Genomic DNA, 22507 nt, shown 5'->3' with positions numbered 1-22507 from the left:
AATGGACGTGCGGGGCGGGAAAGGCGGGCCGAGCGATGACACAGCACCACCCGGGGGGATTCCGTCGGCTGCTTCACCGGCTGCGGCGGCTGCGGCGACGGCTTCGCCGGCTACGCCGCCGCGGGTTCCACCGAGCCCACGTAGGTCCGCCACAGCTCCGCGTACCGGCCGCCGCGGGCGAGCAGTTCCTCGTGGGTGCCGTCCTCGGCGGCCCGGCCGTGGTCGAGGAGCACGACGCGGTCGGCGCGGGCGGCCGTCGTCAGCCGGTGGGCGACGACGAGGGTCGTGCGGCGGCGGGCGAGGCGGTCGGTGGCGCTGTTGACCGCGGCCTCGGTGGCGAGGTCGAGCGCGGCGGTGGCCTCGTCGAGGAGCAGGATGTCGGGGTCGACCAGCTCGGCGCGGGCCAGGGCGATGAGCTGGCGCTGGCCGGCGGAGAGGTTGCGGCCCCGTTCGGCGACGTCGTGGAGGTAGCCGCCGGGCAGCGAGGCGATCATGTCGTGCGCGCCGACGGCCCGCGCGGCGGCCTCGACCTGGGCGTCGGTGGCGCCGGGGCGGCCGTAGGCGATGGCGTCGCGCACGGTGCCGGAGAAAAGGTACGACTCCTGCGGGACGAGGCCGAGTCGGTGGCGGTAGCCGGTGAGGTCGAGTTCGCGCAGGTCGGTGCCGTCGACGCGGACGGCGCCGCGGGTCGGGTCGTAGAACCGGGCGGCCAGCTTGACCAGGGTCGACTTGCCGGCGCCGGTCTCGCCGACGAACGCGACGGTCTGGCCGGGCGGGATCGTGAGGTCGAGCCCGGTCAGCGCCGCCCCGGCGGCGCCGTCGGCCTGGCCGTCGTACGCGAAGTGCACGCCGTCGAAGGCGATCTCGCCGCGCAGCCGCCCGACCGGCCGCGGCTTGGCGGGCGGCGGGGTGGCGGGCTCCTCGTGCAGGAGTTCCCGGATGCGGCCGAGCGCCACGGCCGCCTGCTGGTAGCCGTCGAACACCTGAGAGAGCTGCTGCACGGGAGCGAAGAACAGATCGATGTACAGCAGGTACGCCACGAGCGCGCCCGCGGTGAGCGTGCCCGCGGCCACCCGGTCCGAGCCGACCCACAGCACGCCGACGGTGGCGAACGAGGCGAGGAGCTGCACGAAGGGGAAGTAGACCGAGATGAGCCACTGGCCGCGCACCCGCGCCCGGCGGTAGCCGTCGCTGCGCTCGGCGAAGCGCGCCGCCCCGCCGTCCTCGCGGCGGAACGCCTGCACGATGCGCAGCCCGGCGACCGACTCCTGCAGGTCGCCGTTGACGACACTGACGCGCTCGCGCGCCAGCTCGTACGCCTTGACGCTCTGCCGGCGGAAGAAGAACGTGCCGACGATGAGCGGCGGGAGGGTGGCGAAGACGATCAGGGCCAGCTGGAGGTCGATGACCAGCAGCGCGACCAGGATGCCGAAGAAGGTGAGCAGCGAGACGACGGCGGTGACCAGTCCGGTCTGCAAGAACGTGGACAGGGCGTCCACGTCCGTGGTCATCCGGGTCATGATCTTGCCGGTCAGATGGCGCTCGTAGTAGTCGAGGCCGAGTCGCTGGAGCTGGGCGAATATCTTGACCCGCAGCGCGTAGAGAACCCGCTCGCCGGTGCGGCCGGTGAGCCGGGTGGCGCCGACCTGGGCGGCCCACTGGCCGAGCACGACCGCGAGCGCGAGGCCCGCGGCGGTCCACACGGCGCCGAGCGAGAGCCGCTGGACGCCGTCGTCGATGCCGTGCCGGATGAGGATGGGCAGCAGCAGTCCGGCGATCGCGTCGCCGGCGACGAAGAGCAGTGCGACGGCGAGCGGGGCGCCGAAGCCGCGCAGCAGGCGGCGCAGCCCGTACGACTCCTCCGCCGCCTCGGCGCGGGCCTCGTCCACCTCGGGCGCGTCGGTGGCGGGCGGCAGGGCGGCGACCTTGGCCAGCAGCTCGGGGCTGCCGGGCGAGCCGGCGAGCATGCCGGCGAAGCCGGAGGGGTCGCCGGCGGAGGCCGTGGAGTTGCCGCCGGCGGCGGCGCTCTTCTCGCCGGTCTCCTTGCGCACCCACAGGCCGGGGGTGATCCCGTCGACGCTGGCGTGGGTGTCGGCGGCGACCTGGCCGGCCGGGTCGCGCTCGCGGTCGGCCAGCTCGTCCGGGTCGGTCAGCAGCCGGCGGTACAGCGCGCAGCGGGCCTGCAGCTCCTCGTGGGTACCGACGTCGACCAGCCGGCCACCGTCGAGGACGGCGATGCGGTCGGCGAGCGCCAGGGTGGACCGGCGGTGGGCGATGAGCAGGGTGGTGCGGCCGGCCATGACGCTCCCCAGCGCCTCATGGATCTCGTGCTCGACGCGGGCGTCGACCGCGGAGGTCGCGTCGTCCAGGAGCAGCAGCCGGGGGTCGGTGAGGATCGCGCGGGCCAGCGCGATGCGCTGGCGCTGGCCGCCGGAGAGGGTCATGCCCTGTTCGCCGACGACGGTGTCGTAGCCCTCCGGGAGCCCGGCGGCGCCACCGGTGTCGCCGGTGTCGCCGACGCCGTTGCCCAGCTCCGTGATGAAGCCGTCGGCCTGGGCGGCGCGGGCGGCGGCGCGGATCTCCTCGTCGGTCGCGTCGGGATGGCCGTAGGCGATGTTGTCCCGTATGGACTCGGAGAAGAGGAAGCTGTTCTCGGGGACGAGCCCGATGGCCGCGCGCAGGGACGGCAGGGTCAGGTCGCGTACGTCGTGGCCGCCGACCCGGACGGCGCCGCCGTTCCCCGCGCCCGGGCCCGCCGAGACGTCGTAGTAGCGGGGTATCAGCATCGACAGGGTGGACTTGCCGCTGCCGGAGGCACCGACGACGGCCATCGTCTCGCCGGGCTCGACGCGCAGCGACAGCCGGTCGAGCACCGGGTGGTCGGGGTCGTAGCCGAAGGTGACGTCGTCGAACTCGACGTCGGCGGGGGCGTCGGCCGGCAGCTCGTGGGCGCCGGGCCGGTCGGACAGCTCCGGTTCGGTGTCGATCAGCTCGTAGACCCGCTCCACGCCCGCGCGGGCCTGCTGCCCCACGGTGAGCATCATCGCGAGCATCCGGACCGGGCCGACGAGCTGGGCCAGATAGGTGGAGAAGGCGACGAAGGTGCCGAGCGTGATCTGCCCGCGGGTGGCCATCCACCCGCCGAGCGCGAGCATGCCGACCTGACCGAGGGAGGGCACGGCCTGGAGGGCGGGGGTGTAGCGGGCGTTCATGCGGACGGTGCGCAGCCGGGCGGCGTAGAGCTTGCGGCTGATGGCGCGGAGCTTGCCGGTCTCCTGTTCCTCCTGGCCGAAGCCCTTGACGACACGGACGCCGCCGACGGCGCCGTCCACGACGGACGCGACGGTGCCGGCCTGCTGCTGGGCATACCAGGTGGCGGGGAACAGGCGGGTGCGGCTGCGGTTGGCGATCCACCACAGAGCGGGGGCGACGCCGAGGGCGACGAGGGTGAGCAGCGGGGACAGCACGACCATGACGACCAGGGAGACCGCGAAGAGCAGTATGTTGCCGATCATCATCGGGACCATGAAGAGCAGGCCCTGGACGAGCTGCAGGTCGGTGGTGCCGCGGCCGACGACCTGGCCGGTGGACAGCTCGTCCTGGCGGCGGCCGTCGAGCCGGACGATGGCGTCGTACATCTCGGTGCGCAGGTCGTGCTGCACGTCGAGGGCGAGCCGGCCGCCGTAGTAGCGCCGGACATAGGTGAGGCCGTAGACGGCGAGGGCGGCGAGGACCATCAGGGCGGCCCACGGCGCGAGGGGCCGGTCGCCGGAGACGATCACGTCGTCGATGATCAGCTTGGGGATGAGCGGAACAAGGGCCATGATGGCCATCCCGGCGAGGGAGGCGCCGAGGGAGAGCAGGACGTTGCGGCGATAACGCAGACAGTGGCGGAGCAGCCGCCGCGCCCAGCCGTCGGGTCCGCTACGCGAAGGGATCTGCTCCGCTGGGTTCTCCCCCGTGGGACTCTGCCCGGCTGGGATCTTCCCCGATGGTTCCGCCACCGGTCGCCTCCGCCTCCGTGTCGATGGTCCTGGTCCAGGATCGACAACCTGCGGGCGCCGGGATTTGTTTCACGGGTGCGTACGGAATGTTGCCCGCGGCCGGCCGCGGGCGCTCGGGAGCAGGTCAGGCCACCGCCTGCAGCTGCGGCGGGCTGCTGCCGGTGAGCACCTCGACCAGTATCAGCAACCGGGTCAGGGGCTGCTCGACGCCGCCGAACTCGTCCGCCGGCACCGCGGGTCTGCCGCCCGCGGAGAAGCGGGCCCAGACGGCCTTGCCGTAGGGGCCCGGCTCGCTCCAGCCCCAGCTGTCGCTGAGGCACTCCACGATCTGCATCCCGCGGCCCGACTCGGCCAACGGGTCCGCGACGCACACCCGTGGCACGCCGGTCCCGGGGTCGAAGACCGCGCACACGACCTCCGGTCCGCGCCGCAGCAGGCTGAGCACGACGGGGTGGGGGGCCTGGCTCCAGGACGGTTCGCGGAGACCGTGCCGCAGCGCGTTGGCCACCAGCTCGGAGGCGACGGAGGCGACGTCGTCGACCAGCTCTTCCAGCAGCCACCCGCGGAGCGTCGCGCGGGCGACGTTGCGGGCGATGGATATGGACCGGGGGTCGTCCTCGAGCGTGCACGCTGCGAACTCGGAGGCTGTCACCCACCCTTCAGTTGGTGCGGTCATCTCCAACTCCCCAGTCTCACGTGCACGTTGATGAAACAGGTTGCGATGCCATAGTGATCGATGTGCACTTGCCGCTGCAAGTACGGATGCAATTTCATTCGCAAGAACAGGTGCACGTACATTGGTGTCGCGCTCACAGAAGGAGACAGGATGCAGCAGGTCACGAACGGTGTACCGGCGGATCAACTGGCCGGAATCGCCTGGCGGAAGAGCCGGTTCAGCAATCCGAACGGTGAGTGCGTGGAGGTCGCCGGGCTCCCCGGCGGGGACATCGCCATGCGCAACTCACGCGATCCGGGCGGACCGGCCCTCATCTACACACGAGCGGAGATCACCGCCTTCCTGCTCGGCGCGAAGGACGGCCAGTTCGACGATCTGATCGTCAACGGCGCGGCGAGAGACCCCGGTTGAACTCCGCAGTAGCTATACACCGAACACTTCACAGTGAGAGACTGAGCGGTCGAATCACATACCGCGGGACAGGGGCAGGCCAGATGTCAGCGTCACCGGAGCAGACGTCATCGGTACGCAGGGCACTCTCTCAGCAGCACGGAGGGCCCACGGTTCTTCGCATCCTGCTGGGCACACACCTGCGTCGGCTCCGGGAGGCGGCCGGCGTCTCGCGCGAGGCCGCCGGTGATGCGATCCGGGCCTCGCACGCCAAGATCAGCCGCCTGGAACTCGGCCGGGTGGGGTACAAGGACCGCGACGTCTCCGACCTCCTCACCCTCTACGGTGTCACGGACGAGCAGGAGCGCTCCGAGTTCCTGGCCCTCGCCCGCCGCGCCAGCTCGGCGGGCTGGTGGCAGAAGTACGGCGACGTGCTGCCGGGCTGGTTCGAGACGCTGCTCGGCCTGGAGGAGGCCGCGGGGCTGATCCGTAACTACCAGGTCCAGTTCGTTCCCGGCCTGCTGCAGACCGCGGACTACGCCCGCGCCGTCACGCTGCTGGCCAACGCGGGCGCGCCCGAGCATGAGATCCAGCGCAAGGTCGACGTGCGGCTGCGCCGCCAGCAGGTGCTGGACCGGCCGGACGCGCCGAAGCTGTGGGTCGTCGTGGACGAAGCCGCGCTGCGCCGCCCGCTCGGCGGGGCGGACGTCATGCGGGGCCAGGTCAGCCACCTGCTGGAGATGGGCAACCGCAAGAACATCACGATCCAGATCGCGCCCTTCGACATCGGCGGCCTCGCGGCGGCCGGCGGGCCGATACACATCATGCGCTTCACCGAGCCGGACCTGCCCGACGTGGTGTACCTGGAGCAGCTGACCAGCGCGCTCTACCTGGACAAGCCGGACGAGGTGGAGAACTACAAGCTGGTCATGGACCGGCTCTGCGCCACGGCCGAGACGCACGCGGGCAGCATGCGGATACTGGAGCGGCTCGCCGACGAGTTCTGACGGACCCCGGCGCACACACCATCAGAGGATCAGGCGCTACGGCGCCTGATCCGTCGTGCCCAGCCCCTCTCCTCCGACCCCGTGCGACCTCCTGCGACCCCCGCCGACGATATGCGCAGGGCAGCGCGGGTGCCGCTGTACAGAAGGGACACCTGCGCCACCGCACATGTGTCCGGGTGACAATGACACCATGGCCCTCATGCCCCTGCCTGACGCACCCAGCCGCCCCGACCTCGTCGACCACCTCGTACGCACCCGCATCGCGGGCGACGTCGCCACGCCCCGCGAGGGGAACCTGCGCCACTACCGCGAGCTGAGCCGGGGCAACCTGCGCTACTGGCTCGGCCTCGACCTCGGCGACCGCTGGACCGACGAGAAGGACGTGCTGGCCGTCATGGCCGAGCGCGTCGGCGTCGTCGCCGACCCCGCGCATACCCACGGCCAGGACCGCATCGACCCCGAGCTGACCGTGGACGGGCTGGACCGGATGGCGGCCGAGCTGCGCAAGGCAGCCGCGGGCCGGCAGCGGGTGCTGCTGGCGACCGGCCACCCCGGCGGGCTGCTGGAGGTGCACAGCAGGACGGCGGCGGCGCTGCGCGCGGCCGGCTGCGACATCGTCACGGTGCCGCCGGGGCTGCGCGTGGAGGGGGGCGACGACGACTCGTACGGCAACGTCCAGCAGTTCTGCGACGTGGCCGTGCTGGAGAAGGGCGCGACGCTGTGGCACACGCACGCGCCGCAGCCGGTGCGGCAGATCCTCGACGCGCTGGAGCGGGCCGGCGAGCCGCCGCCGGACCTGGTGGTCGCCGACCACGGCTGGGCGGGCGGCGCGGCGCAGCGCGGCGTGCACGCCGTGGGGTACGCGGACTGCAACGACCCGGCGCTGTTCCTCGGCGAGGCCGAGGGCACGCTGGCGGTGGCGGTGCCGTTGGACGATCACGTCACCGACCCGGGGGCGTACCGGCTGCTGACGGCGTACCTGCTGGCGGCGGCGGGGCTGGACCTGCCGTAGCGCGGCGGCCCGCGGCGTAGCGCGGCGGCCCGCGGTCAGTCGCGCGGGACGCGGATCACGCCCTCCTGGATCACCGACGCCGCCAGCCGCCCGTCGCGGGTGAAGATCCGCCCCGTGCTCAGCCCGCGCCCGCCCTGCGACGTCGGCGACTCCTGGTCGTACAGCAGCCACTCGTCTGCCCGGAACGGCCGGTGGAACCACATCGCGTGGTCCAGGCTGGCACCCACGACGTCCCCGACGGCCCAGCCGCCGCGGCCGTGCGCGAGCAGCACCGAGTCGAGCAGGGTCATGTCCGAGACGTACGTCATGAGGCAGACGTGCAGCAGCGGGGTGTCGACGGCCCCGGCGAGCTTGCCGTTCGTACGGAACCACACCTGCGAGCGCGGCTCCCGCGGCGCCCCGACCTCGCCCCACGGCGGCGGCGCCGCGTACCGCAGGTCGACCGCCGCGCGCGCCTCCAGCAGCCGGCGTACGAGCGCGGGGTCGCGGAAGTTGGCGGCGTAGCGCGGCAGCGACTCCTCGGGGGTGGGCAGGGTCTCCGGGTCGGGTGCCGACGGCATCGGCACCTGGTGCTCCAGGCCCTCCTCGTGCGTCTGGAAGGACGCCGAGAGGTGGAAGACCGGCTGGCCGTGCTGGACGGCGACGACCCGGCGGGTGGTGAAGGAGCGGCCGTCGCGGATGCGGTCGACGGTGTAGACGATGGGGGCGCCGGGGTCGCCGGTGCGCAGGAAGTAGGCGTGCAGCGAGTGCGGCGGCCGGTCGGCGGGCACGGTACGGCCCGCGGCGACCAGTGCCTGCGCGGCGACCTGCCCGCCGAAGACGCGCGGGACGACGGCGGTGCGGGAGTGGCCGCGGTAGATGTCCTGCTCGATCTGCTCCAGATCCAGCAGCGCGACCAGGTCGGTGAGTGCAGCGTCGTCCATGTGATCGAGTCTCGCAGAGCCGCGGCCCGCGGGCCCCTACAGACCCATCGCCTTGGCGACGATGGAGCGCATGACCTCGCTGGTGCCGCCGTAGATACGGGTGACGCGGGTGTCGGCGTAGAGGCGGGAGATGGGGTACTCGTTCATGTAGCCGTAGCCGCCGTGCAGCTGCAGGCACTTGTCGATGACGACGGCCGCGCGCTCGGTGCAGAAGAGCTTGACGGCGGCGGCGTCGGCGACGCCCAGCTCGCCGGCGTCGTGCGCGTCCAGCGCGCGGTCTACGTACGCCTGCATGGCGTCGACCTCGGCCCTGCAGTCAGCGAGCACGAACTTGGTGTTCTGGAACTCCGCCACGGTCCGGCCGAAGACGGTGCGCTCCTTGACGTACTCCACCGCGAACCGCACGGCCGCCGCGGCCTGGGCGTACGCGCCGACGGCGATGCCGAGGCGCTCCTGCGGGAGGTTGTGGGTGAGGTACGTGAACGCCTTGCCCTCCTCGCCGAGCAGGTCGGCGACGGGCACCTTGACGTCGGTGAAGCTCAGCTCCGCGGTGTCGGAGGACTTCAGCCCCAGCTTGTCGAGCTTGCGCCCGACGGCGTACCCGGCGGAGGAGGTGTCGACGACGAGGATGGAGATGCCACCGCGGCGGTCCTCGGGGGGCGGCGGGGCGGTGCGGGCGCAGACGAGGACGCGGTCGGCCTGGACGCCGCCGGTGATGAAGGTCTTGGCGCCGTTGAGGACGTAGTGCGTGCCGTCGTCGGAGAGCTTCGCGGTGGTCTTCATGCCGGCGAGGTCGGAGCCGGTGCCCGGCTCGGTCATGGCGATGGCGGTCATCATGTCGCCGGAGACGAAGGCGGGCAGCCAGCGGCGCTTCTGCTCCTCGCTGCCGTACGTGAGCAGGTACGGCAGGCAGAGGGCGGTGTGGACGGAGGAGCCGCCGAAGGAGACGCCGGCGCGGGCGCACTCCTCGCTGATGACGGCGTTGAACTTGAAGCTGCGCTCGCCCGCGCCGCCGTACTCCTCGGGCACCTCGATGCCGAAGACGCCCAGCTCGCCGAGCTTCTTGTACAGCTCGCGGGGGACGGCGCCGGCCTCCATCCAGTCGTGGTAGTACGGCACGACCTCGGCGGCGATGAAGTCCCGGATGGTCTCGCGGAACGCCTCGTGGTCCTCGTTGAACACCGTCCGCCGCATGGTCCTCGCCTCCCGGGGCACTCCGACTAAGCGCTTGCTCAGCACGCTGTCATCGAAGTTACCCGCGGGTCAGCGAATCTGTCCAGGGCGTTCCGGCCGGCTCAGAGGTTGTCGATCTCGGTGAGGTCGATGTCGATCTCGAAGGGCAACTTGCTGGTGAGGCGCTCCTCGTGGATGCTCACCAGCCCGTACTGCGCGGTGACCGGGTCGAGGCGGAAGACGTGGACGACCGGGCGCCTTCCCTCGCCCTGCTCCACCCGCCAGAAGTTCGGGATGCCCGCCTCGGCGTACTTGGCGGGCTTGACCTTACGGTCCCGGTCCTCCGAGTCGGGCGAGACCACCTCGACGGCCAGGAGAACGTCCTCGGGTGCGTAGCTCGTCTCGCCGGCGTCGACGGTCACGGCATCGGCGCGCAGGACCACGATGTCGGGTTCGGGCCGGTTCTTCTTGCCGAGCGTGACGGTCATCTCGCGAGCCACCTTGTACTCGTGAGACGACTGCGACCTCAGACCATGAACCAGCAGGTCGATCACCAGCGAATGGAAGTACTTCTGCGGACTCACGAAGACGAGGCTCCCGTCGATCAGCTCCGTGTGGGGCGGGAGGTCCGGGATCCGGTCCAGGTCGTCCGCAGTCCAGCCCTCCTCGGGCGGGATCGGCCACCGGCTGGACGACGCCTTCTGCTTCGCCCGTGGTTCAGCGGTCATCGTTGCTCCCATGGCCGGGATTCTCGTCTCAGGAATGAGCGTACCCACGAGGAACGAGCAATCGGCACACGAACGGGTGGCACATCAGCTCGACGTTGACGCCGGCGCCGCCGCGAAGGCGCCGCGGGCCAGCCGGTGCAGCAGGGCCGCGGTGGCGGTGCGGTCCGGGAGGGTGCCGCGGGTGCCGAGGTGGGGGGTGGAGTTCAGCAGGCCGAAGACCGCGTGCACGGCGGTACGGGCCGCACCCTCCGCCAGCGACGGGTACACCTCCCGTACGACGTCGACCCACAGCTCGACGTACTGCCGCTGCAGCTGCCGCACCAGCTTGCGGTCCTCGTCGCGCAGCCGGTCCAGCTCGCGGTCGTGCAGGGTGATCAGCGGCCGGTCGTCGAGCGCGAAGTCGATGTGGCCGCTGATCAGCGCGTCGAGCGGCGCGTCCGGGCCGGCCCCGCGCACCTCCGCCCGCGCCCGGCCCGCGTCGAGCAGCCGCTCGCTGATGCCGACCAGCAGCTCCGCGAGCATGGCGTCCTTGCCCGCGAAGTGCCGGTACAGGCCGGGGCCGCTGATGCCGACCGCCGCGCCTATCTCGTCCACGCCGACCCCGTGGAAGCCGCGGTCCGCGAAGAGGCGCGCGGCCTCCTTCAGGATCTGCTCACGCCTGGTGGGGGTGGGGGCCTGGGTGCTCATGGAGGCCATTGTAGACAGCCCGGTTAGTGAGCGTTAACCTTGGGCATACGGCGTTAACGACAGCTAACCTGCTTGTCGTCCTGTCCGGCCGAACGGCTCACCGACGGCTCCACCGAGGGAAGGGCGCGGCCTGTGGACCACGCACCCGTGCTGACGACCGCCGCGGACCCCGCCGGCCCGGGCGGCGCCGCCTGGCGTACGAACGAGGCGGCGCACCGCGCGCTCGCCGACGAGCTGCACGACCGGCTCGCCCGCGCCCGCGCCGGCGGCGGCGAGAAGGCGCGCGCCCGGCACACCGCCCGCGGCAAGCTGCTCCCCCGCGACCGCGTGGACGGCCTGCTCGACCCCGGTTCGCCGTTCCTGGAGCTGGCGCCGCTCGCCGCCGAGGGCATGTACGGCCCCGACGGCAATGACGCACCCGCCGCCGGCGTCATCGCCGGCATCGGCCGGGTCAGCGGGCGGGCCTGCATGATCATCGCCAACGACGCCACCGTCAAGGGCGGCACGTACTACCCGATGACGGTCAAGAAGCACCTGCGCGCCCAGGAGGTCGCCCTCGAAAACCGGCTGCCCTGCGTGTACCTCGTCGACTCCGGCGGCGCCTTCCTGCCCATGCAGGACGAGGTCTTCCCCGACCGCGAGCACTTCGGCCGGATCTTCTACAACCAGGCCCGCATGTCCGGCGCCGGCATCCCGCAGATCGCCGCCGTCCTCGGCTCCTGCACCGCCGGCGGCGCGTACGTCCCGGCCATGAGCGACGAGGCCGTCATCGTCCGCAACCAGGGCACGATCTTCCTCGGCGGCCCGCCCCTGGTGAAGGCCGCCACCGGCGAGGTCGTGACCGCCGAGGAGCTGGGCGGCGGAGAGGTGCACTCCCGCACCTCCGGCGTCACCGACCACCTCGCCGAGGACGACCCGCACGCGCTGCGCCTCGTCCGCGGCATCGTCGACACCCTCCCGGAGCCCGGCCCGCCCCCCTGGTCCGTACGCGCCGCCGCGGAGCCGAAGCACGACCCCGCCGGGCTGTACGGCGTCGTGCCGGTCGACTCGCGGACCCCGTACGACGTGCGCGAGGTCATCGCCCGGGTCGTCGACGGCTCGCGCTTCCAGGAGTTCAAGGCCGAGTACGGCACGACGCTGGTCACCGGCTTCGCCCGCATCCACGGCCACGCCGTCGGCATCGTCGCCAACAACGGCATCCTGTTCTCCGAATCCGCCCAGAAGGGCGCCCACTTCATCGAGCTGTGCGACCAGCGCGGCATCCCGCTGCTGTTCCTGCAGAACATCTCCGGCTTCATGGTCGGCCGCGCCTACGAGGCCGGCGGCATCGCCAAGCACGGCGCCAAGATGGTGACCGCCGTGGCCTGCACGCGGGTGCCGAAGCTGACGGTCGTCATCGGCGGCTCGTACGGCGCCGGCAACTACTCGATGTGCGGCCGGGCCTACTCCCCCCGCTTCCTGTGGATGTGGCCCAACGCGAAGATCTCCGTCATGGGCGGCGAGCAGGCCGCCTCCGTCCTCGCGACCGTCAAGCGCGACCAGCTGGAGGCGCGCGGGGAGGAGTGGTCCGCGGCGGCGGAGGCGGAGTTCAAGGCGCCGATCCGCGAGCAGTACGGGACGCAGGGCAATGCCTACTACGCGACGGCCCGGCTGTGGGACGACGGCGTCATCGACCCGCTGGACACCCGCCGAGTGCTGGGTCTCGCGCTGACCGCCTGCGCCCACGCGCCGCTGCCCGCCAGGGACGGCGCGGCGCAGGGCTTCGGCGTCTTCCGGATGTGAGGGGGAGGGTGGCTGTGTTCGAGACCGTTCTGCTGGCCAACCGGGGTGAGATCGCCGTACGGGTCATCCGTACGCTGCGCGCGCTCGGCGTCCGCTCCGCGGCGGTGTTCACCGACGCGGACGCGGAAGCCCGGCACGTGCGCGACGCCGACACCGCCGTACGGATCGAGAGCTATCTGTCCGTCGACGAGCAGTTGCGCGCGGCGCGCGAGACGGGCGCGGAGGCGGTGCACCCGGGGTACGGGTTCCTCGCCGAGAACGCGGAGTTCGCGCGCGCCTGCACGGCGGCGGGGCTGGTCTTCGTCGGCCCGCCGGCCGGGGCGATCGAGCTGATGGGCGACAAGATCCGCGCGAAGGAGACGGTACGGGCGGCGGGCGTGCCGGTGGTGCCGGGCTCGTCGGGCAGCGGGCTGCCGGACGCCGAACTGGCGGCGGCGGCACGGAAGATCGGCATGCCGGTGCTGCTGAAGCCCTCGGCGGGCGGCGGCGGCAAGGGCATGCGGCTGGTACGGGACGAGGGCGCGCTGGCGGACGAGATCGCGGGCGCGCGGCGCGAGGCGCGGGGCTCGTTCGGTGACGACACGCTGCTGGTGGAGCGGTGGATCGACCGGCCGCGGCACATCGAGATCCAGGTGCTGGCGGACGGCCACGGGAACGTGGTGCACCTCGCGGAGCGGGAGTGCTCGCTGCAGCGGCGGCACCAGAAGATCGTCGAGGAGGCGCCGTCGCCGCTGCTGGACGAGGCGACGCGGGCGGCGATGGGCGCGGCGGCGGTGGAGGCGGCGCGGTCGTGCGGGTACACGGGCGCGGGGACGGTGGAGTTCATCGTGCCGGGCAGGGACGCCGGCGGCGGGTCCGGGCCCGTTTCGTACTACTTCATGGAGATGAACACGCGGCTGCAGGTCGAGCACCCGGTCACGGAGCTGGTCACCGACCTCGACCTGGTGGAGTGGCAGCTGCGGGTCGCGGCCGGTGAGCGGCTGCCGTTCACGTCGGCCGAGGTGCCGCTGAGCGGGCACGCCGTGGAGGCGCGGATCTGCGCGGAGACGGCGCGGGTGGCGGCGGACGGTGAGCGGGTCGACTTCCTGCCGTCGGCGGGCCGGGTGCGGCTGCTGCGCGAGCCGTCGGGGCCGGGCGTGCGGGTCGACTCGGGTCTGTCGGAGGGCACGGAGGTCGGTACGGCGTACGACCCGATGCTGGCCAAGGTCATCGCCTGGGGCCCGGACCGCGGTTCGGCGCTGCGGCGGCTGCGGGCGGCGCTGGCCGACACGGTGGTGCTGGGCCTGGACACGAACACGGGCTTCCTGCGGCGGCTGCTGGCGCACCCGGCGGTCACCGCGGGAGACCTGGACACGGGCCTGGTGGACCGCGACGCGGCGCGCCTGGCGGCGGCCCCGGTGCCGGCCGAGGCGTACGCGGCGGCCGGGCTGCTGGCGCAGTCGGCGCTGGAGTCGGCGGCGCGGGGACCGGCGGGCCCGGGCGGCTGGACGGACCCGTTCGCGGAGCCGTCGGGCTGGCGGGCGGGCGGCCCGCCGGCGTGGACGGCGCGGTGGTTCCGCGCGGCGGGGCGGGATCCGGTGGCGGTACGGGTACGAGGGCTGGCGGCCGACGCCGAGGTGTGGACCGGCGACGACGCGACACCGGTCCGAGCCGGGCTGTGGCAGGGCGAAAGCGGCTCCGTCGCCCTCGAACTCGACGGGGTCACCCACCGGTTCTCCGTCGCCTCCTCCCCCGACGGCGTCTGGCTCGGCCGCGACGGCGACGTCTGGCACCTCGTCGCCCACGACCCCGTCGACGCCGCCCTGCGCGGTGGCGCCCTCGCCGCGGGGGCCGACGCGCTCACCGCGCCCATGCCCGGCACCGTGACCGTCGTCAAGGCGGCCGTCGGCGACCGCGTCGCCGCCGGGCAGAGCCTGCTCGTCGTCGAGGCGATGAAGATGGAGCACGTCATCGCCGCCCCGCACGCCGGCACCGTCGCCGAGCTGGACGTCGTCGCCGGCGGGACCGTGGCCATGGACCAGGTGCTCGCGATCGTCGTCCCGGACGCCCCCCAGGACGACGCCCGGCACGACGCCACGGACGACGCCACGGAGGACCCGCGATGACCGACTTCCCCCTCCCCATGCGCGTCCCCGCCGCCGGGCTGCCCGCCCGGGTCCGTATCCACGAGGTCGGGCCACGCGACGGGCTGCAGAACGAGAAGGCCACCGTCCCCACCGACGTCAAGGCCGAGTTCGTGCACCGCCTCGCCGCCGCCGGCCTCACCACCGTCGAGGCGACCAGCTTCGTGCACCCGAAGTGGGTGCCGCAGCTCGCCGACGCCGAGGACCTCTTCCCCCGGCTCGCCGACCTGAACGACACCGGCGACGTCCACCTCCCCGTCCTCGTCCCCAACACCCGCGGCCTGGAGCGCGCCACCGCCCTCGGCGCCCGCCGCGTCGCCGTCTTCGCCAGCGCCACCGAGACCTTCGCCCGCCGCAACCTCAACCGCACCGTCGACGAGTCGCTGGCGATGTTCGCCCCGGTCGTCGCGCGGGCCAAGCAGGAGGGCCTGCACGTCCGCGGCTATCTGTCGATGTGCTTCGGCGACCCCTGGGAGGGGCGGGTCCCCCTCGCCCAGGTGGTACGCACCGCCCGCGCGCTCGCCGACATGGGCTGCGACGAGCTGAGCCTCGGCGACACCATCGGCGTCGCCACCCCCGGCCACGTCTCCGCGCTGCTCGCCGCCCTGACCGAAGACGCCGGCCTCGGAGTGGACCGCCTCGGGGTCCACTTCCACGACACGTACGGCCAGGCCCTGGCCAACACCCTCGCCGCGCTGCAGCACGGCGTCACCACCGTCGACGCCTCCGCCGGCGGCCTCGGCGGCTGCCCGTTCGCGAAGAGCGCGACCGGCAACCTCGCCACCGAAGACCTCGTGTGGATGCTGCAGGGGCTCGGCGTCGACACCGGCGTCGACCTCGACCGGCTCGTCGCCACCAGCGTCTGGATGGCCGACCACCTCGGCCGTCCGAGCCCGTCCCGCACCGTGACCGCCCTCTCCCACAAGGAGTGACCCCCGATGACGCCGAGTCTCGACCACCGCCTGTCCCCCGAGCTTGAGCAGCTCCGCCGCACGGTCGAGGAGTTCGCGCACGACGTCGTGGCGCCGAAGATCGGCGAGTACTACGAGCGGCACGAGTTCCCGTACGACATCGTGCGCGAGATGGGCCGCATGGGCCTCTTCGGCCTGCCGTTCCCGGAGGAGTACGGCGGCATGGGCGGCGACTACCTGGCGCTCGGCGTCGTGCTGGAGGAGCTGGCGCGCGTCGACTCCTCGGTGGCCATCACCCTGGAGGCGGCCTGCTCGCTGGGCGCGATGCCGGTCCACCAGTTCGGCACGGAGGAGCAGAAGCGCACCTGGCTGCCGAAGCTGTCCTCCGGCGAGATGCTGGGCGCGTTCGGGCTGACCGAGCCGGAGTCCGGCTCGGACGCGGGCGGCACGCGCACCACGGCGCACCTCGACGAGGCCACCGGCGAGTGGGTGATCAACGGGACGAAGTGCTTCATCACCAACTCCGGCACGGACATCACCGGCCTGGTCACCGTCACCGCCGTCACCGGCCGGAGCGAGTCGGGCAAGCCGGAGATCTCCACGATCATCGTGCCGTCCGGCACCCCCGGCTTCACGGTCGCCGCCCCGTACTCCAAGGTCGGCTGGAACGCCTCCGACACCCGCGAGCTGTCCTTCGCCGACGTCCGCGTCCCGGCGGCGAACCTCCTCGGCGAACGCGGCTGCGGCTACGCCCAGTTCCTGCGGATCCTGGACGAGGGCCGCATCGCGATCGCCGCGCTGGCCACCGGCCTGGCGCAGGGCTGCGTCGACGAGTCGCTGGCGTACGCGGAGCAGCGCCACGCCTTCGGCCGGCCGATCGGCGCCAACCAGGCCATCCAGTTCAAGCTGGCCGACATGGAGCTACGCGCCCACACCGCCCGCCTCTCCTGGCGGGACGCGGCGTCGCGGCTGGTGCACGGCGAGCCGTTCAAGAAGGCGGCGGCGCTGGCGAAGCTGCACACCTCGACGGTGGCGGTGGACAACGCGCGGGAGGCGACGCAGATCCACGGCGGGTACGGCTTCATGAACGAGTACCCGGTGGCGCGGATGTGGCGGGACTCGAAGATCCTGGAGATCGGCGAGGGCACGAGCGAGGTGCAGCGCATGCTGATCGCCCGCGAGCTGGGCCTGCCGCCCACGGCCTGAGGCCGCCGGCCGCCGCCCGCCGGCCTCAGGCCGGCCCTCGTCCCAGGGTGCGGCGGGCGAGGCGGCGGTGCTTGAGCGCGAGGTGCAGGTCCAGCCGGACGAGGCCGTCGGCGAGGTCGGCGCCGAGCAGCGCGGCGATGCGGCCCAGCCGGTAGTAGAGGCTGGTGCGGTGCAGGTGGAGGCGGGCGGCGGTGCGGGCGGCGTCGCCGCCGAGGTCGAGGTACGTCTCCAGGGTGCGCAGGAGCATGGGCGCGGAGGCACCGGCGCCGTCGAGCGGGGCGAGGACGTCGTCGGCGGGCGGTGGCGGGGCGGAGTGCAGCAGCGTGCGGTACGGGCCGAGGTCGTGCCAGGTGAGCGGGGTGGGCAACGCGGGGTCCAGCGCGGCGAGTTCGGCGGCGGCCAGCGCCTGGGCGTAGGCGGTGCGGACGGCGTCGAGCGCGAACAGCGCAGCGGCGCCGGCCCCGACGACGACGGCGGGGTCCGCCGCGCCGCCACGGGACGGGCCTCCGCCGCGCGCCGTCCCCGCCGGGTTGGCTATCCGGTCGATCCCCGACGCGATGGCCTCCCCCGCCGCGTCCCTCGCCAGCACCACCGCGTGGCTCGCGCCGACGAACGACCCGACGTACCCGCCGTACGCGCGCAGCCCCGCCGGCAACGCCCCGCCCAGCCGCCGGAACTCGCCGCCGCCGAACGGCACCGCGCCGCTGTGCCCCAGCGCCGCGGGCACCACCGCGTACACCCGGATCCGCGACCCGAGCAGGCTGGGTGCCGCCGCGGCGAGGCGGTCCAGGATCTCCGGGCCCGGCGCCTCGCCGAGCAGGGCGCGGATCAGCTCGTCGGTCTCCCGGTGTGCCGGCGGCACGGCCGCGGCGGGCGGGCGCGGATCGAGCACCGGGGCCATGGCGCGCGCGGCCCGTACGGCCGTGGCCTTCGCCCCGTCGTCCAGCGCCGTGCGGGCGTCGAGCACCCAGAGGTAGCCGAGGCAGCCGCGCCCCCGCCGGATCGGCACGCACAGCCGGGCGGTCATGCCGAGCCCGGGGTTGGCCGGCACCGCGACGGGCCCGGTCGCCTCCGCGATGCCGTGCCGCAGCTCCCACTCCAGGACCGCCGGGGCCGTGCGCCGGGACAGGATGGCCGCGATCCGCGCGGGGTCGGCGTCGGCGCCCTGGGCGCTGTAGGCGAGGAGGCGGCCGTCAGGGGCGTCCACGGACAGGCTGTGCCCCAGTTCGTCGGCGAGCGCGTCGAGTTGCCGCTGCAGGCTGCCGGTGCGGGCCACGGGACCCTCCCTCGACGTACCGCTGGGTTCCGACAAGTGTAGGAGAGCGGGCCGTGGGGTCCCGTCGCCCGTCCGATGTGCCCGCGACCGGGCCCGGCCTAGCGTGGTGATCGCCCCCGGCCCGGGCGCCGACCCGGGCCGGACGGCATGTCCGGTCCCCCGCACGCCCCGACGAGGAGGCGGTCGATGACGCACGCCCTGGCGGCCCGGCCCTGGCTGCCCGACGCCGGCGAACGGCTGGTCCGTACGGTCGCCGCCCCGGTACTCCGCCAACCGCCGCGCGCCACGCTCGCCGAGATCGACCGGCTGGTGGCGGCGCACCGGCGTATCCACGAGCGCGACACGGTCAACCTCGACCCGGCGTCGAACGTCATGTCCCCGCGGGCCGAGGCGCTGCTGTCGTCCGGGCTGAGCAGCCGGCCGTCACTGGGCCACCCGGGCGCGAAGTACGAGACGGGTCTGGAGGCCGTCGAGCGGATCGAGATCATCGCCGCCGAGCTGGCCGCGGAGGTGTTCGGCGCGCGCTACGCCGAGGTCCGTGTGGGCTCCGGCGCGCTGGCCAACCTGTACGCCTTCATGGCGACGTGCCGCCCCGGCGACACGGTCATCGCGCCGCCCGCCGCCGTCGGCGGACACGTCACCCACCACGCCGCGGGCGCCGCCGGCCGCTACGGGCTGCGTACCGTGCCCGCGCCGGTCGACCCGGTCGGCTACACCGTCGACGCCGACGCCCTGCGCACCCTGGCACGCCGGGAGCGGCCGGCGCTGATCACGGTCGGCGGCAGCCTCAACCTGTTCCCGCACCCGGTGGCCGCCCTCCGCGAGATCGCCGACGAGGTGGGCGCGCGGCTGCTGTTCGACGCGGCGCACCTGTGCGGGCCGATCGCGGCGGGGGTGTGGCCGCACCCGTTGGCCGAGGGCGCGCACCTGATGACCATGAGCACGTACAAGAGTCTCGGCGGCCCGGCCGGCGGGCTGGTGGTCACCGACGATGCCGGACTGGCGGAGCGCCTGGACGCCATCGCCCACCCGGGGCTGACCGCCAACTTCGACGCCGCCAGGACCGCGGCGCTGGCGGTCACCCTGCTCGACTGGAAGGCGGCGGGGAGCGCGTACGGGCGGGCGATGACCGGCACGGCGCGGCGGCTGGCGGCGGAGCTGCGGGCGCTGGACGTGCCGGTGTTCGCGGCCGGCCGCGGCGGCACGCGCTCGCACCAGTTCGCGGTCGAGGCGCGGCGCTACGGCGGCGGGCAGCGCGCTGCCCGCCGGCTCCGCGCGGCCGGGCTGCTGGCCTGCGGGATCGGGCTGCCCGCCGCGCCGCTCGGTGGGGCCGAGCCGAACGGGCTGCGGCTCGGCACCCCGGAGGTCGCGCGGCTGGGCATGGCCGAACGGGACATGCCGGCGCTCGCGTACCTGGTCGCCCGCGGGCTCGACGAGGACATCGACCCGGCCGCCGTCGCGGCCGAAGTGGCGGGCTGGCGCGCCGGGTTCTCCGGCGTGCACTTCACCGCGGACCACCCCACCCCCGGAGAGGCGGACACAGATGGCTGAGCGTACGGAGCGTACGGAGCGGACGCGCGGGCCCGTGGCGCCCCTGGAGCTGACCTGGCTGGGCGGCAACCCGGGCGACGGCTGGTATGAGATGACCGAAGGGCTGATCCGCCTCCTCGACGGCCGTGACCCGGCGCTGCGGTTGTCGCTGGCCGCCGGGGGCGGGCAGGAGAACCTGACCCGGATCCGGGACGGCGCGGGTCACCTCGGCATGAGCACGGACGTCGTGGTGGCCGCGGCGTACAACGGCGGGCCGCCCTTCGACGCCCCGATGGCCGGCCTGCGCGTCCTCGGCACCGGCTGGTCCGCGCTGCCGTACAACCTGCTGCGCGCGGCGGACGCCGCCGCCGGTGCCGGGTTCGGTGAGGCGATAGCGGGGCCGCGCGGCGGGCGGTTCGGCGCGCCGCCGGAGGACACCACGGACGAGCTGATGTTCCGCAGCGTCGTCGCCCGTTACGGCACCACGTACGACGACATCCGCGCCCGCGGCGGCCGGGTGCTCCTCGACGGCTACGACGCCCTGGTCCGCGCCCTCCACGCGGGCGAAGTCGACCACGTCTTCGGCGCGACGACACTCCCGGCCCCCAGCATCGCCGCCGCGGCCGGCGGCCCGCGGCGGCTCGAACTCGCCCCGCTGCCCGCGGACCTCGTCGACCACCTCGCCCGCCGCTACGGCTGCACCCCCGGCGTGATCCCGGCCGGTACGTATCCGGGCCTGCACACCGGGGACGTGGCGACGTGCTTCGCCGGGACCGTCCTCGTAGTCTCCGCGGAGCTGGCGGACGACACGGCGTACGCGCTGACCCGCCTGCTGCTCGGCGACCTCGGCCGGCTGCCCGGAGTGCACCCGTCGCTGGCCGGCTTCAACCCGGCGACCGCCTGGCGCAACGTCTCGGCGCCGCTGCACCCGGGCGCCGCGCGCGCGTACCGGGAGGCGGGGTTCATGGCCTGATTCCGGCGCCGCGGCGGGAGACCCGGCGGCCCCCTGGGAAGGGCGATTAAGTTAGGTTAGCCTAAGCTGCGTTCGTCAGCCCGGCAGGGCCCGTACGCACGAAAGAGATCCGCCATGCCCCACCCCCGTGCCCGCCCCCTCTCCCGCCGCGGCCTGCTGGCCGCCGGCGGCGCCACCGGTCTCGCGGCGTTCCTCGCCGCCTGCGGCGACGACAGCGGCTCGGGCTCCGGCTCCGGAGGCGACGCGAAAGGCGGCGCCTGGTCGTTCAAGGACGACCGCGGCGAGACGGCGAAGGCGGACGGAACGCCGCGGACGATCGTGGCGTTCACCGGCACGGCCGCCGCGCTGCACGACTACGGCGTCGAGTGCGCCGGGGTCTTCGGCCCGACCAGGACCAAGGACGGCAACCCGGACGTACAGGCCGGCGACCTGGACGTCGACCGGGTCGAGATACTCGGCAACGCCTGGGGCCAGTTCAGCGTCGAGAAGTACGCGGCCCTCGCACCCGAGCTGATCGTCGCCCCGACCTTCGACGACGCGGGCACCCTCTGGTACGTACCGGAGGAGTCCGCCGACAAGATCCTGCAGCTGGCGCCCAGCGTGGCTGTCAGCGTCTACGACCGGCCCATGACCGAGCCGCTGGAGCGCACGCTGCAGCTCGCCGGGGCGCTCGGCGCCGACACCGGGTCCGCGGAGATCAGGGCGGCCAGGAAGCGCTTCGAGGACGCCGCCGAGCGGCTGCGGCAGGCGGCGAAGGGCAAGAAGGACATCAGGGTCCTCGTCGGCTCCGGCAGCGCCGACCTCTTCTACGTCTCCGGCACGAACCTCTCCGCAGACCTGGAGTACTTCAAGCAGCTCGGGGTGAACTTCGTCGAGCCGCCGGAGTCGGCCAAGAAGAACAGCGGCGGCTGGTTCGAGGAGCTGAGCTGGGAGAACGCCGACAAGCACGACGCCGACCTGATCATGCTGGACAACCGCACCGCCACGCTCCAGCAGGACGCGCTGGCGGCCAAGCCCGCCTGGGCGCGGCTGCCCGCGGTCGAGGCGGGCCAGGTCGTCTCCCGCGTCACCGAGCCCGTCTACTCGTACGACAAGTGCGCGCCGGTCCTGGAGGACCTGGCCGGCGCCCTCGAAAACGCCAGGAAGGTGAGCTGACGTGACCACGGAACAGACCGCGCAGACGGAGGAGCCGGCGGCGGACGCCGCCGCCGAAGAGCCGTTCCGCTTCTTCCGCCTCGAAGTCGCCCGCACCGAGCGGCTCAGCCCCACGCTCCTGCGCGTCACCTTCGGCGGCGACGGCGACGGCGACGGCGGTCCCGGCGACCTCGACGGCTTCGCCTCCGGCGGACGCGACCAGAGCCTGTCGCTGTTCCTGCCGCACCCCGGCCAGGCCGAGCCGGTGATGCCCACGGGCCCCGACTGGTTCAACGAGTACCGCGCGCTCGACCCCGGCGTGCGGGCCGTGCTGCGCTCGTACACGGTGCGCGCGCAGCGCCCCGGCGAGGTCGACATCGACTTCGTACTGCACACCGACCCCGCGGGCCCCGCCGCGCAGTGGGCGGGCGAGGCCGAGCCCGGCGACTGGATCATCGCGCTCGGTCCGGCCGTGCCGGACAACACCGGCGTGCGCTTCCGGCTGCCCGCGGACGCGGACTTCGTCGTCGTGGCCGCAGACGAGACCGCGCTGCCCGCCGCCGCGGCGATCCTGGAGTCGCTGCCCGCGGGGCTGCCGGCGAAGGCGTGGATCCGGGTGCCGCACGCCGACGACGCGCTGAAGCTGCACACCGCCGCGGACGTGGAGATCACCTGGCTCACCGGGGACACCGCCGGCGTGGTCGACGCGCTGCGCGCCGCGGAGCTGCCCGAGGGGACGCCGTACGCCTGGCTCGCGGGTGAGGCGGGGATGGTGCGGGAACTGCGCCGACAGCTCGTACGGGAGCGGAAGTTCGACCGCCGCGCGGTCGCCTTCACCGGATACTGGCGCCGCGGCGCCTCCGAGGACCAGTTCCGCTACGAGCCGGAGACCGCCGAGGACGCAGCCGCGGACGCAGCCGCGGAGGGGTGAGCCGGCGGGAGTGGCCGAAGCGACGGGGGCGGAGATCCCGG

18 protein-coding genes are annotated in these 22507 nt (G+C 73.7%); 11 read left to right on the top strand and 7 right to left on the bottom strand.

The features are described from left to right. Nucleotides 1-110: 110 nt before the first annotated feature. Nucleotides 111-3938, bottom strand: a complete 3828-nt coding sequence (locus tag T328_RS13860) for an ABC transporter ATP-binding protein (RefSeq protein WP_496496380.1) — start codon at nucleotides 3936-3938, stop codon at nucleotides 111-113. Nucleotides 3939-4128: 190 nt separating this feature from the next. After that, nucleotides 4129-4680 carry an ATP-binding protein gene (locus T328_RS13855; protein ID WP_496496306.1) on the bottom strand — a complete coding sequence of 184 codons (552 nt, stop codon included), beginning with the start codon at nucleotides 4678-4680 and terminating at the stop codon, nucleotides 4129-4131. 150 nt (nucleotides 4681-4830) lie between these two features. Between T328_RS13855 and T328_RS13850 the strand changes: the two genes are divergently transcribed. From T328_RS13850 to T328_RS13840, 3 genes are all read left to right on the top strand, one after another. Further along, nucleotides 4831-5091 carry a DUF397 domain-containing protein gene (locus T328_RS13850; RefSeq protein ID WP_496496305.1) on the top strand — a complete coding sequence of 87 codons (261 nt, stop codon included), beginning with the start codon at nucleotides 4831-4833 and terminating at the stop codon, nucleotides 5089-5091. An 83-nt stretch (nucleotides 5092-5174) separates the two neighbouring features. Beyond that, a complete protein-coding gene (locus T328_RS13845; RefSeq protein ID WP_496496304.1) occupies nucleotides 5175-6077 on the top strand; it encodes a Sco1979 family transcriptional regulator in 903 nt (300 codons plus the stop codon). Nucleotides 6078-6267: 190 nt separating this feature from the next. Beyond that, complete coding sequence (locus tag T328_RS13840; RefSeq protein WP_496496303.1) at nucleotides 6268-7089, top strand: phosphatase; 822 nt, start codon at nucleotides 6268-6270, stop codon at nucleotides 7087-7089. 35 nt (nucleotides 7090-7124) lie between these two features. Here the strand turns inward: T328_RS13840 and T328_RS13835 are convergent, their stop codons facing one another. The 4 genes from T328_RS13835 to T328_RS13820 all read right to left on the bottom strand — a co-directional run bounded on the left by T328_RS13835 (nucleotide 7125) and on the right by T328_RS13820 (nucleotide 10600). Further along, nucleotides 7125-8012 (bottom strand): acyl-CoA thioesterase, encoded by an 888-nt coding sequence (locus T328_RS13835; RefSeq protein WP_496496302.1) that lies wholly within the window; start codon nucleotides 8010-8012, stop codon nucleotides 7125-7127. 36 nt (nucleotides 8013-8048) lie between these two features. Then, complete coding sequence (locus tag T328_RS13830; RefSeq protein WP_496496301.1) at nucleotides 8049-9206, bottom strand: acyl-CoA dehydrogenase family protein; 1158 nt, start codon at nucleotides 9204-9206, stop codon at nucleotides 8049-8051. 101 nt (nucleotides 9207-9307) lie between these two features. After that, the gene (locus T328_RS13825; RefSeq protein ID WP_496496300.1) at nucleotides 9308-9913 is read right to left on the bottom strand and encodes a Uma2 family endonuclease; all 606 of its coding nucleotides are present in this window, start codon (nucleotides 9911-9913) and stop codon (nucleotides 9308-9310) included. Between the two features lie 84 nt (nucleotides 9914-9997). Then, the gene (locus T328_RS13820) at nucleotides 9998-10600 is read right to left on the bottom strand and encodes an SACE_7040 family transcriptional regulator (RefSeq protein WP_496496299.1); all 603 of its coding nucleotides are present in this window, start codon (nucleotides 10598-10600) and stop codon (nucleotides 9998-10000) included. 132 nt (nucleotides 10601-10732) lie between these two features. Between T328_RS13820 and T328_RS13815 the strand changes: the two genes are divergently transcribed. The 4 genes from T328_RS13815 to T328_RS13800 are packed head-to-tail and all read left to right on the top strand — an operon-like array spanning nucleotide 10733 to nucleotide 16622. Continuing rightward, a complete protein-coding gene (locus T328_RS13815; RefSeq protein WP_496496298.1) occupies nucleotides 10733-12382 on the top strand; it encodes a carboxyl transferase domain-containing protein in 1650 nt (549 codons plus the stop codon). A gap of 14 nt (nucleotides 12383-12396) precedes the next feature. Then, entirely contained in the window at nucleotides 12397-14487 is a 2091-nt protein-coding gene (locus T328_RS13810) for an acetyl/propionyl/methylcrotonyl-CoA carboxylase subunit alpha (protein ID WP_496496297.1), read from the top strand. Continuing rightward, the gene (locus T328_RS13805; RefSeq protein ID WP_496496296.1) at nucleotides 14484-15437 is read left to right on the top strand and encodes a hydroxymethylglutaryl-CoA lyase; all 954 of its coding nucleotides are present in this window, start codon (nucleotides 14484-14486) and stop codon (nucleotides 15435-15437) included. Before T328_RS13810 ends, T328_RS13805 begins: the two co-directional genes overlap by 4 nt. A 6-nt stretch (nucleotides 15438-15443) precedes the next feature. Further along, on the top strand, nucleotides 15444-16622 hold the full coding sequence (locus T328_RS13800; protein WP_496496295.1) for an acyl-CoA dehydrogenase family protein: 1179 nt from the start codon (nucleotides 15444-15446) through the stop codon (nucleotides 16620-16622). A gap of 25 nt (nucleotides 16623-16647) precedes the next feature. On the opposite strand, the gene T328_RS13795 is transcribed toward T328_RS13800, so the two are convergent. After that, nucleotides 16648-17898 carry a PucR family transcriptional regulator gene (locus T328_RS13795; protein ID WP_496496294.1) on the bottom strand — a complete coding sequence of 417 codons (1251 nt, stop codon included), beginning with the start codon at nucleotides 17896-17898 and terminating at the stop codon, nucleotides 16648-16650. Between the two features lie 186 nt (nucleotides 17899-18084). Between T328_RS13795 and glyA the strand changes: the two genes are divergently transcribed. The 4 genes from glyA (at nucleotide 18085) to T328_RS13775 (ending at nucleotide 22466) form a co-directional block, all read left to right on the top strand. Continuing rightward, nucleotides 18085-19449, top strand: coding sequence for a serine hydroxymethyltransferase (glyA, locus tag T328_RS13790; RefSeq protein WP_496496293.1), 1365 nt, complete (start codon nucleotides 18085-18087; stop codon nucleotides 19447-19449). Next, the gene (locus tag T328_RS13785) at nucleotides 19442-20401 is read left to right on the top strand and encodes a TAXI family TRAP transporter solute-binding subunit (RefSeq protein ID WP_496496292.1); all 960 of its coding nucleotides are present in this window, start codon (nucleotides 19442-19444) and stop codon (nucleotides 20399-20401) included. Before glyA ends, T328_RS13785 begins: the two co-directional genes overlap by 8 nt. Before the next feature lie 114 nt (nucleotides 20402-20515). Next, nucleotides 20516-21556, top strand: coding sequence for an ABC transporter substrate-binding protein (locus T328_RS13780; RefSeq protein ID WP_496496291.1), 1041 nt, complete (start codon nucleotides 20516-20518; stop codon nucleotides 21554-21556). 1 nt (nucleotide 21557) lies between these two features. Then, entirely contained in the window at nucleotides 21558-22466 is a 909-nt protein-coding gene (locus T328_RS13775; protein ID WP_496496290.1) for a siderophore-interacting protein, read from the top strand. Nucleotides 22467-22507: the final 41 nt, after the last annotated feature.

It is taken from the genome of Streptomyces sp. CNX435 (genome assembly GCF_059570575.1).
Note: the sequence above shows the minus strand (reverse complement) of the source record. Positions and strands in the feature narration are given on the sequence as shown.